The sequence below is a fragment of the Dyella sp. 01N36 genome (genome assembly GCF_056399745.1).
This window is the reverse complement of the sequence record NZ_JBFTRY010000133.1, coordinates 1-10,350: the sequence shown is the minus strand read 5'-3', so window position 1 is coordinate 10,350 and position 10,350 is coordinate 1. Positions and strand designations below refer to the sequence as shown.

Genomic DNA, 10,350 nt, shown 5'->3' with positions numbered 1-10,350 from the left:
GGTGTACCGCTCCGTAGGATGGTCGCGCACAGGGTGCGCTCCCACAAATAGCCGAGAGTCCCCTTGTAGGAGCGCACCTTGTTCGCGACCGCAGCGCTTGGGTACACCACTCCTCAGGCTTGTCGCGCAGAGGCGGCATTCCCACCCTCGTGTTCTTGCGCGCTCCGCTCCCCTGGAACGACTCAACCCAAACCAATGGCAGTCCAACGCCACCTGAGTAACACTACGGGCAATACCCAGGCCGCTCTTCCATGCGCGCCTGTATGTCGCGATTGATCGGGGGACTAAACATGAGCTTGAACACACGTGGTGCGCGCCTGATGGGCGCGGCGGCGCTGATTGCGCTTTCGGCTGGCGCCGTCGCACAGGGGCGTACGCTCACCCATGACGACTACGCGCGCGCCGAGCGCTATGTGGGTTACAACGCCACGCCCCTGGTGGACCACGCCGTGCAAACGGTCACCTGGATCGACGATACCCACTACTGGTACCGCGACCATGATGCCTCCGGCGATCGCTACCTGCGTGTCGATGCTGGCACCGGCAAGGTCGAGCCCGCGTTCGACCACGCGGCCCTCGCCGTCGCGCTTGGCAAGGTGCTTGGCAAGTCCGTCAGCGCGAACAAGCTGGGCATCACCACATTTGTCACCGCGCCGGATGGCCGCCTGGACGTCAACCTGCGCGGCAAACACTATCTGTGCGACATGAAGGGCAACATCGTCTGCGTTCTCGGCCGTGACGAAAGCATCGACGGCACGGGCAACGAACCGGGCGTGTTGTCGCCCGACAAGCACAGCGAAGCCTTCGTGCGCGACTGGAACCTATGGGTGCGCGATGTCCTCACCCACAAGGAAACCCAGCTCACCATCGACGGCGTGGAAAACTACGGTTACGCCACCGACAACGCGGGCTGGAAGCACAGCAGCAAGGCCATCCTCGTGTGGTCGCCGGACTCCAGGCGCATTGCCACCTTCCAGCAGGATCAGCGCAAGACCGGCGACATGGTGATCGTGGGCACCAACGTGGGCCACCCGAAGGTCGAAAAGTGGAAGTATCCACTGGTCGGCGACAAGGACGTGACGATGATCGAACGCGTGATCGTCGACGTCGACACGCGCAAGGTGCTGCGCCTGAAGATGGAGCCGGACCAGCATCGCTCCACCTTGTGCGATGACGTGAGCTGCGGCCGCAATGGCGGCTGGGACGATGTGCAATGGGCGACCGATGCAAGCTCGCTGGCCTTCGTATCCTCCTCGCGCGATCACAAGCAGGCGTGGTTTCGCGTGGCCGATGTGCACACCGGCGACATACGCACCGTGTTCAACGAAAGCGTGCCTACTTACTACGAAAGCGGCATCGGCAAGGTCAATTGGCAGTACCTGCCGGCCAGCCATGAAGTGGTGTGGTTCAGCGAGCGCAACAACTGGGGCAACCTGTATCTGTACGACCTCGACAGCGGCAAGCTCAAGCACGCCATCACCACCGGCGAAGGCAATGTCACCGAGGTGCTCAAGCTCGATGCTGCCTCGCGCACGCTGTGGTTCCGCGGCGTGGGTCGCGAGCAGGGCGTGGATCCGTATTACCAGCAGTTCTACAAAGTCAGCCTGGACGGCGGCGCGCCGGTACTGCTGGCGCCGGAGCCGGCGGACCACACCATCACCCTGTCGCCGGATGGACGTCTATTCGCAGACGCCTACTCCACACCCACCACGCCGTCGGTCACCGTGCTGCGTAGCGCACAGGATGGCCATGTGGTGTCCACCATCGCCAAGGCCGATATCTCACGCCTGCTGGCCCGTGGGTGGAAGGCGCCCGAACCGTTCACCGTGAAAGCGCGCGACGGCAAGACCGACCTGTACGGCCTGATGTTCAAGCCCACGCAGTTCGATCCGTCGAAGAAATATCCGGTGGTCGACTACATCTACCCCGGCCCGCAGACCGGCTCGGTGGGCTCACGCAGCTTCAATCCTGCACGCGCGGATCACCAGGCGCTGGCCGAGCTGGGCTTCATCGTGGTTGCCATCGACGGCATGGGCACGCCCTGGCGCTCCAAGGCCTTCCACGATGCGTACTTCGGCAATATCGGCGACAACACCATGCCCGACCAGGTGGCCGGTTTGAAGGAGCTCGGCAAGCGTCATGCGTGGATCGACATGGATCGCGTGGGCATCTGGGGCCACTCCGGCGGCGGCAACGCCACGGTGACGGCGATGTTCCGCTACGCCGACCTGTTCAAGGTCGGCATCGCCGAGAGCGGCAACCACGACAACCGCAACTACGAAGACGATTGGGCGGAGAAGTGGCAGGGGCTGCTGGTCACCGACAAGGACGGCAAGAGCAACTACGACGACCAGGCCAACCAGAGCCACGCCGCCGGCCTCAAGGGCCACCTGCTGTTGGCCCACGGCACCATGGACGACAACGTGCCGCCGTACGAAACGCTGCTGGTTGTCGATGCGCTGATCAAGGCGAACAAGGATTTCGATTTGTTGATGCTTCCCAACGAGCATCACACCTATGGCGCCGCGGCCAACTACATGATGCGCAAGCGTTGGGATTATTTTGTGCGGAATCTGGCGGGAGATGTGGCGCCGAAGGAGTTTGAGATGAAGCCGCCGAAGGATTGAGGGGGCGGCTGCGCTCATTCGATCGTCATCCCTGCACGGGCAGGGGCGCGTTTCAACAGCCGAATGGCTGGTCATCCAGTGACCTTTCGTTCGGTCGCCGCGTTATCGAGATCTGACTCGCCTGCCGCGGCCCGGCGTTTTCGGGCGCTTGTTTTTCTGTTGTAGGAGCTCGCTCGCGCGCGACCAGCCTGCGAAGAGGTACACCCAGGCGCTGCGGTCGCGCACAAGTGCGCTCCTACAAGGGTTTCGCACGCTGTGGTACCCATTCAATCTTGCGATCGCTCTTTGTGGGAGCGCACCCTGTGCGCGACAAACCTACGGAGCGGTACACCSCGGCGTGGCTGTCGCGCACAGGGTGCGCTCCCACAGACAAGCGCCAGGCGYGGCAAAGGGACGGAGCGATGCCCAAAGCCGATGCGCAGCGAGGCCCCGCTTTAAGTCCTCAGCGATTCGGGCGCGTTGCGCAGCGCWTKGARSTAYSCSCTGTGTACCCTCGGAGGTTGTCCCMYRACGRYGYGCCTCRAGCGTTCGGGCTTATCCCAACACGATGCTGCGGGCGTTATCAGGCCATTCTCTTTGGGTTACTTTTCTCTTGGGCCAGCAAGAGAAAAGTGACTCGGTCGGCGGCAGCCGATCGAAACGCCCGCCGCGCAGGCGGCACCCTGGCCCAAAGGTGACAAGGAAACACCGACGCTCTGGATGACCAGCCATTCGGCAGTTGAAAACCACCTCCGTCTAGCGTCGGGATGACGGGCAGAGGCCCAGCCAGCGCCGCGACGACTAGCAAAAACCGCCTGCGCCGCAACGACGACCCATAACCCGCCAGGCAAACATCCCCACCTACCCTCTGGTCGCCACCACCGGCGGCACCAAACTCGCCCGCATCGCTGGCCCTAGCACCGCCAACTGTCCCAGCAAACACAACGACACCGCCCCAACCGGCACGTACAGCCAAGGCAACCGCTGCAACGCGTAATGCTGCATCAAGAGCATATTGAGCGCGTAGGCAAGCACCACACCTAGAACGACACCCACACCAACGATCACCCCATTCTCCGTCTGGAAATACCGCAGGATATCCCGTCGCGTAGCACCCACCGCACGGCGGATGCCGATGGAGCGTCGGCGTTGTTGCACCCAGAAGCTGGCGAGACCCGCGATGCCGGCAGCCGTCACCAGCAGCAAGCCAAGCGCCGCGGAGAGCAGCAAGGTGATCATGGTGCGATCACGGCGAAAGTAATCGTCACGCAGCTGCGTGAAAGTCTGCGGATGTCTCAGCACGCGGTTGTTGTCGAGGCGGGCGAGTACCTGTTGTGCCTGCTTGAGCACGCGCTCCCTGTCCTGCGGCGCAGTGCGCATCACATAGGTGATGTCGGCCGTGTCCGGCAACATGGGAAACAGCGTGGCGTAGCCGCTCGCATCGGACTCGCCCAGGGAGGGACGCAGCAGCTGATCCACGACGCCGACGATGCGCACCGGTCCATCTCCCGGATAGATCACCTTGCCCAGCGGGTCCTGACCCGGAAACAGCTTGGCGGCGAGGGCGCGCGTGATGATGGTGGAGGGCACGCGGTTGATGCCCGCCCAGTCATGCGCCGCATCGAGCGCAATGTATTCCTCCGGCAGAAACCACCGTCCCGCCACCAGACGCATGCCGAGCACGCGTGCTTCTTCCTGTGTTCCGTTGAATGCCGTGGCGGTGGCCGGCGCGGGCCCGTTCGGCACCAGCGAAATGCCGTTGCTCCAGTTGTTGCCGTTGAAGGGCAGGGCATCGACCGCAGCCACCATGGTGACGCCGGGGATCGCGCGCAGCGCCGCCATGTCCGCGTTGTGTTTGGCGAGGTGGTTGGCCGATTCGTCGACGCTGATGCTTTCGATCATGGCGAGCTCGTTTTCCACCACGCCACTGGGCAACTGCATCTGCGCCAGGCGATGGCCGATGATGGACGCGACGTTGCAGACGATGGCGCAGGTCAGCGCCACCTGCATCACCAGCAGGCAGACGGTGAGCTTGTGGCGCGACAGGCTGGCGATCAGGGGCGAATGCGACATGACAGGCCTCATTGCGTTTTCAGTTGCAGGGCGGGAGGTATGCGGCAGGCACGCCACGCGGGGAGCAGGCCCGCGATCACGCTGGCCACCAGGGCGAGCAGGAAGGTGCCAAGCAGCATGCCCGCGTCCATCTGCGCGAGTTGCGCGTAACCGTCGGGCCGTTGGCGCACGCTCCACAAGCCCAGGCAGGCGATGCCCAATCCGAGCAGGCCGCCGGCCAGGCCGATCACGCACGACTCCACGCCCAGTTGCAGAAAGATGTCCCAACGCCGCGCACCCAGCGCACGACGCACGCTGATCTCGCCGCCGCGACGCAGAAAAGTGGCAAGCAACAGACCGACCACGTTGAGCATGCACACGGCGAGGAAGCCAAGCGACAGCGATAGCTGCAGGCGCAGGTCGTCGGGGATGGCGTGCTGGCGCGTCAGCCAGTCCATCAGGCCGTAGAGCTGCGCGTCGACGGGGCGTGGCATGCGGCCGTGCGACTGCTGGTCGCGCCAGTAGCTGCCAATGAATTGCCGGTACGCCTGCGCCTTGGCGGTGCTGTCCAGCTGCACCAGCAACTGCAGCCACACGCAGTGGTTGCTGGTGCGGGCGTCGCCACCGCTGTCCCAACAGGACAAGCGGCCGTTGAAGTCGAGCCCCAGATCCTGCGCGGTCTGCAATGGCAGGAAGAACTGGTCGGTCTTGCCGAAGCCGCGGCCGTCCACTTGTGCGTAGAACTGCGGCTGCGGGTGCCAGTCGTCGAGCACGCCGACCACGCGAAAGTCGGTGTTCTTCAAGCGCACGCTATGGCCGATCGCCGACGCGTTGCCGAACAGCTTGCGCGCCAGGTCGCGGTTGAGCACGACGATGCGCGCATGGTTCTCGTCATCGTCGCTGCGCCAGGCGGTGCCTGCGGCAAAGGGCACGTTGAACATGCTGAAGAAATCAGCCGTCACGTAGCGTCCCGTTTCGTAGAACGGCAGCTCGCCGCTCTGTGGCGGGCGCACCGGAACCGCGCCGCCCGCCATGACGGCCTGCCGATCGGCCCGCCGTGCGTGCAGCAGATTCATGGCGTCCGGCCAGCTGAAATTGCCGTCCGGCTCAGTGGACTCGCTGTGATCGCGGGCGAGCGGCCGGATGTCGATCACCGGTGCATAGATCTGCCCGCTGCGACCCGGCAGCGGATCACCGGAGAGCACATGGAAAATCGTGATCATGGTCATGCTGGCGCCGATGCCCAGGCCGATGACCAGCACCATCAGCGCGGCCAGTGCCTTGCTGCGGCGCAGACTGCTGATGGCGGTTGTCGCGTAGTAGCCAATCATGTCGCCTCCTTCCCTGCATGAATCGGCTGCGCGTGGGCAACGGTTACCCGTCGCCCCGGCAAACCGGGGCGTGTGTTGATCGATGGGGCTGTGATTCGTGGCGGCGCGCCGGGCACGCCACCACGTTGTGGCTAGCGGTTGCTTACCGGCTGTGCGACGCCCTTGGCCAGCGCTTCGTCCAGCAGACGGCTCATCTGCTGGGTCGCCTGTTCGGTGGCCTGTTCCTCGCGATGGGCGAGTGCTTCCTGCTGTTTGGCCAAGGCTTCCTGTTGCCTTTCGAGGTCTTGCTGTTCGCGTTCGAGACCGGCGCGCTCGCGATCGATCTCCGCGCGCTGAGACTCGAACGACGCGCGCTCGGCGTCGCCGCCATCGGACGACGGACGCTGCGCCTGTCGTGCCGCGATCTCTGCTTCACGCGTGGCCATGCGTGCCAACCGTTCGCCCAGCGCGCCCTGGCGCGCACCGATGCCGCTCTCCTGACCGCTCACGCGACCTTGTTCGCCACTGAGCCGGCCCTGTTCCTTGGACAGCTCGGTCACCGCCGCATAGGCCGCCTTGGCGCGGGTGAGATAGGTTTCATCGCGGATCACATAGGACTTGTTGCCGCGACGGAACATCAACAGCGGCTCTGACTGCCCGCGCATGCTGCGAGCCGTCGTAACGTCCAGATCGCTGCCGTTGATGATCACCGAATCCTTGTCGAGCAAGGCGAAGCCGTATTGCGCATCGGTATGCGTATCGATATCGATGTGATGCGCAGAGAAACCTTCGGAACGCGGCGCCGGCGGTGCGGGTGGGGCCGGCGGCGGGGGCGGCGGAGGCGGCGGTGTCGGAGCCTTGGGCGCGGGTGGTGCCGGCGGTACCGGAGGGACGGCCGGCGGTGTGATGCTGCCGCGCGGCGACGGCTTGGTCTTCGGCGTAGCAGGCGTCGTTGGCGTGGCCGGCGTAGGCGGCGTCAGCGGTGTGGCTGGTGTCGGGGGTGTCGCGGGAACCGACTGGACGCTCGAGGTACTCGCCGGCGCGGACGCCGTATCGCCCTTGGCCTGGGTCACGCGATACGGCAGCACGCCGATGGCAGCGACCACGGCAACCAGCAACCAGCTGCGCACACGCGAGGTAGTGTCCTGATCGCTAAGCTGAAGCATGGTCAAGCGCCTCTTCAAGTTGTGGAAAGTCGGCGACGCGCCGGCAAGACCCGCATGCAGCGGATGCGCCACACCCAGGCGCAGCAGCAGGCGGCCGTAATCCTGCGGTGCGGCATCGTGCTGATGCACCACTTGCGCGTCGCACGCGGCCTCGCGGTTCAAGGCGTACTCGCGCATTGCCCACGACACCATCGGATGAAAGAAGAACAGTCGCTGGGCGATCGCGGGTATCCATCCCATCCACAGATCACCGCGACGCAGATGGGTGAGTTCGTGGGCGAGCGCCAGGGCGCTTTCTTCGGAGGAGAGGTTCTGGTTCGCGGGCAGCAACACCACTGGCCGCCACACACCGCTCACCTGGGGGGAGCGGATCGCATCGGAGACACGCAGCGACGGACAGCGACGCAGCCCCATCGCATGTGCCTGCTCGGCGCACAGCGTCTGCAAGGCGGCATCGGCTAGCGGTCGCGATGCACGAACCACGATGCGTGCCTGGCGCCAGTGACGCAACGTGATGAGCAGCTGCACGACCACACCGGCAAGCCATAGCGCCAGGACTGTCGGTAACCAGCGCGTCCAGCCAGCTGCTGTCGACGTAGTGGAGCGCACGATCACGGTTTGGTCGTCGCTTTCCGGTTCTGCCGAGAAAGACGCAGAGCTCTGGCCAATGCTGGCGATGCGGTGTTCGCTCGGCGATACCGTGGTGATCACCGTGGTTTCGGCGGAAGTGGGCGACAACAGCGGCAGCGCCACCGGCGTGGGCAGCAACAAGCCCAGCAGAAGCTGCACGCCAAGCAGCCACCACAACAGCGAGCGCGTGGCCGCGGAAAGCCGCGGAAGCTGCCGGTTGAGCAGCCACACGGCGCCTACCAGCAGTGCTGCCTGCAGCGACGTCCAGGCCAGTCGGCCAACCACTTCCTGTGCGAGAGAGGCAATGGCGCTCATGTCAGGTCTCCTTGCGGCGCGTCTGCAGTTGATGCACCAGGGCTTCGAGTTCGGCGAGTTCGTTGTCGCTGACGTCCGTGCGTTCGGACATCCATGCCACGAACGGCGATACCGAACCGCTGAGCGTCTTCTCCACGAACTGTCCCACCGCGCTGCGCATGACTTCGCCAGGCCCGGTGGATGGGCTATAGCGATACATGCCCTGTACCTGCTTGCGGCGCAGGTAGGACTTGCCGCGCAGGCGTTCCATCATGGTCAGCACGGTCGATCGAGCGAGGCCGCGCGGTTCGCCGAATCCGGTCGCCACTTCGCCGACCGATGCGTTGTTGTTGTCGGCGAGATATTGCAGGAGCGCCAGCTCCTGATCGCCGATGGTTGGCTTGCCCATGTCCAAGATTCCTGGTGACTACAGCTGTAGTCAACGTACGCCGTGACTACAGCTGTAGTCAATAGGCCGGTGGTGCTGGATTTGCGTCAGCGCTGACTTGTTGCAACGCACCAAAATCGGAGTAGAGTGCGCCCCGTCCTCATCCTGCAGCGCGCCTGGAGTGCGCTTATATGAAGGCTCGCACGCTACTTATCGCTGACCCATCCCGCCATACACGGCGAGTCATCGCACCCACGGGTTAGCAACGCACTTTGTCCTTCGCACACCGTCTCGACGCGCTGACGTGTCGATGCGGCGCTTGCGAACGGACATCCATACGGCACTCGCCAAACCATCATCACCACGGGGAAAACCATGAAGACGCTTGTCGACTGGCTGGCGCATCGGCTGTGGCCGTTCGTCGTCTGCCTGCTGTTGTACGTCGCTGTCATCGGGCCGGAGCTGATCTCGGCCGCAAGCACGCTGGCCGTGCTGATCGGCCTGGCGTTGCTGGCCTTGCTACTGGCGTGGGGCTATCTGCTTCTGCGCCGCGGTTTCACTCTCAAGGAATGATCACCATGAAACGCGTATTGACGCTGTCGTTGTCGCTTTCGGCCCTGCTGCTGGCCGCCTGCTCGAAAGTGCCGGCGGGCAATGTGGGCGTGAAGTTCCAGATGTATGGCGATGACAAAGGCGCATTGCAGGAATTGCCGCCCGGACGCTACTGGGTGGGCTGGGGCTACGAGCTGTACACCTTCCCGACCTTCACCCAGACCTACACCTTCACGCGCTCCACCATGGAAGGCCGTGCAGTGGACGAATCGATAAGCTTCCAGACCGCCCAAGGCCTCACGGTAAACGCGGACGTGGGCATCACGTACCACATCGATCCGTCCAAGGTGACCTTGATCTTCCAGAAGTACCGCAAGGGCATTGACGAAATCACGGACGTCTATCTGCGCAACATGATCCGCGACGCGCTGGTCAAGGAGGCCTCGAACCTGGACATCGAATCGGTCTACGGCAAGGGCAAGGCCAGCCTGATCGAATCGGTGCAGAAGGATGTGAGCGACGAAGTATCCGCCGTCGGCATCAATGTGGAGAAGATCTACTGGATCGGTGAGCTACGCCTGCCCGAAAATGTCGTGCAGTCGATCAACGCCAAGATCCAGGCTACGCAAATGGCCGAGCAGCGCCAGAACGAGGTGGCGCAGGCCAGGGCCGAAGCGGAGAAGGTGGAGGCTGAAGCACAGGGACGTGCGCAGGCGCAGATCACGATTGCCACGGCGGAGGCCAAGGCGATTGAGTTGAAGGGTAATGCGCTGCGCGAAAATCCCAACATCGTGCAGATGTCGGCGATTGAGAAGTGGGATGGGCATTTGCCCACTTATACGGGGAGTAGTGCGTTGCCGTTTGTGAGTTTGGGGAGTGTGCAGACTAAGTGAGGTGGTTGGTTGGAGTTAGTTGGAAGGCACCTGGCTTTTCTCCCTCTCCCCGCCGGGGAGAGGGTTAGGGTGAGGGGAGGGTGCTCGCGGGGGCATTTCTGATCGTCATCCCAGAGCTGGCTGGCATTTGATCGTCATTCCGGCGCCGGCCGGAGGCGCTTCTAAACAGCGAAGCTGGTCATCCAGAGCCTCGGTGTTCGGTTGTCGCGATACCGCGATCTGGCTCGCCTGCCGCGGGCTTCCGTGCCGCTGCCGCGGCCCGGGTTACTTTCTCTTGCTTGCCCAAGAGAAAGTAACCAAAGAGAAGGGCCCCCCGGATGACGCGCCTTCCGGGCCTACGGCCCTCCAGGTGCGCGGTCGGGTTACGGGGTTTTTCGACAGGACATCCCTGTCCTGTCGAAAAACTGGCCGCATCCATGCGGCCACCCTGCGGGCTTTCCTCCACCCGCCCGCGCCCGC

At 63.9% G+C, this 10,350-nt stretch carries 7 protein-coding genes; 3 read left to right on the top strand and 4 right to left on the bottom strand.

The window, feature by feature from the left end:
* The first annotated feature begins 290 nt into the window (after positions 1-290).
* Entirely contained in the window at positions 291-2,627 is a 2,337-nt protein-coding gene (locus AC1DMG_RS16380; RefSeq protein ID WP_477175111.1) for a S9 family peptidase, read from the top strand.
* Between the two features lie 840 nt (positions 2,628-3,467).
* On the opposite strand, the gene AC1DMG_RS16375 is transcribed toward AC1DMG_RS16380, so the two are convergent.
* The 4 genes from AC1DMG_RS16375 to AC1DMG_RS16360 all read right to left on the bottom strand — a co-directional run bounded on the left by AC1DMG_RS16375 (position 3,468) and on the right by AC1DMG_RS16360 (position 8,467).
* Positions 3,468-4,679, bottom strand: coding sequence for an ABC transporter permease (locus AC1DMG_RS16375; protein ID WP_477175110.1), 1,212 nt, complete (start codon positions 4,677-4,679; stop codon positions 3,468-3,470).
* 8 nt (positions 4,680-4,687) lie between these two features.
* Positions 4,688-5,989 carry an ABC transporter permease gene (locus tag AC1DMG_RS16370; protein ID WP_441604864.1) on the bottom strand — a complete coding sequence of 434 codons (1,302 nt, stop codon included), beginning with the start codon at positions 5,987-5,989 and terminating at the stop codon, positions 4,688-4,690.
* 131 nt (positions 5,990-6,120) lie between these two features.
* A complete protein-coding gene (locus AC1DMG_RS16365) occupies positions 6,121-8,079 on the bottom strand; it encodes a M56 family metallopeptidase (protein WP_477175109.1) in 1,959 nt (652 codons plus the stop codon).
* 1 nt (position 8,080) lies between these two features.
* Positions 8,081-8,467 carry a BlaI/MecI/CopY family transcriptional regulator gene (locus AC1DMG_RS16360; protein WP_441604862.1) on the bottom strand — a complete coding sequence of 129 codons (387 nt, stop codon included), beginning with the start codon at positions 8,465-8,467 and terminating at the stop codon, positions 8,081-8,083.
* Between the two features lie 354 nt (positions 8,468-8,821).
* On the opposite strand from AC1DMG_RS16360, the gene AC1DMG_RS16355 reads away from it, so the two are divergent.
* Positions 8,822-9,019, top strand: a complete 198-nt coding sequence (locus tag AC1DMG_RS16355; protein WP_477175108.1) for a hypothetical protein — start codon at positions 8,822-8,824, stop codon at positions 9,017-9,019.
* Between the two features lie 5 nt (positions 9,020-9,024).
* Positions 9,025-9,891 (top strand): SPFH domain-containing protein, encoded by an 867-nt coding sequence (locus AC1DMG_RS16350; protein ID WP_441604860.1) that lies wholly within the window; start codon positions 9,025-9,027, stop codon positions 9,889-9,891.
* Positions 9,892-10,350 lie beyond the last annotated feature (459 nt).

What these genes read in the sequence shown, in the direction of transcription:
- AC1DMG_RS16380 (WP_477175111.1), top strand. Translation starts at nt 291, where the DNA reads ATGAGCTTGAACACACGTGGTGCGCGCCTGATGGGCGCGGCGGCGCTG.
- AC1DMG_RS16375 (WP_477175110.1), bottom strand. Translation starts at nt 4,679, where the DNA reads ATGTCGCATTCGCCCCTGATCGCCAGCCTGTCGCGCCACAAGCTCACC.
- AC1DMG_RS16370 (WP_441604864.1), bottom strand. Translation starts at nt 5,989, where the DNA reads ATGATTGGCTACTACGCGACAACCGCCATCAGCAGTCTGCGCCGCAGC.
- AC1DMG_RS16365 (WP_477175109.1), bottom strand. Translation starts at nt 8,079, where the DNA reads ATGAGCGCCATTGCCTCTCTCGCACAGGAAGTGGTTGGCCGACTGGCC.
- AC1DMG_RS16360 (WP_441604862.1), bottom strand. Translation starts at nt 8,467, where the DNA reads ATGGGCAAGCCAACCATCGGCGATCAGGAGCTGGCGCTCCTGCAATAT.
- AC1DMG_RS16355 (WP_477175108.1), top strand. Translation starts at nt 8,822, where the DNA reads ATGAAGACGCTTGTCGACTGGCTGGCGCATCGGCTGTGGCCGTTCGTC.
- AC1DMG_RS16350 (WP_441604860.1), top strand. Translation starts at nt 9,025, where the DNA reads ATGAAACGCGTATTGACGCTGTCGTTGTCGCTTTCGGCCCTGCTGCTG.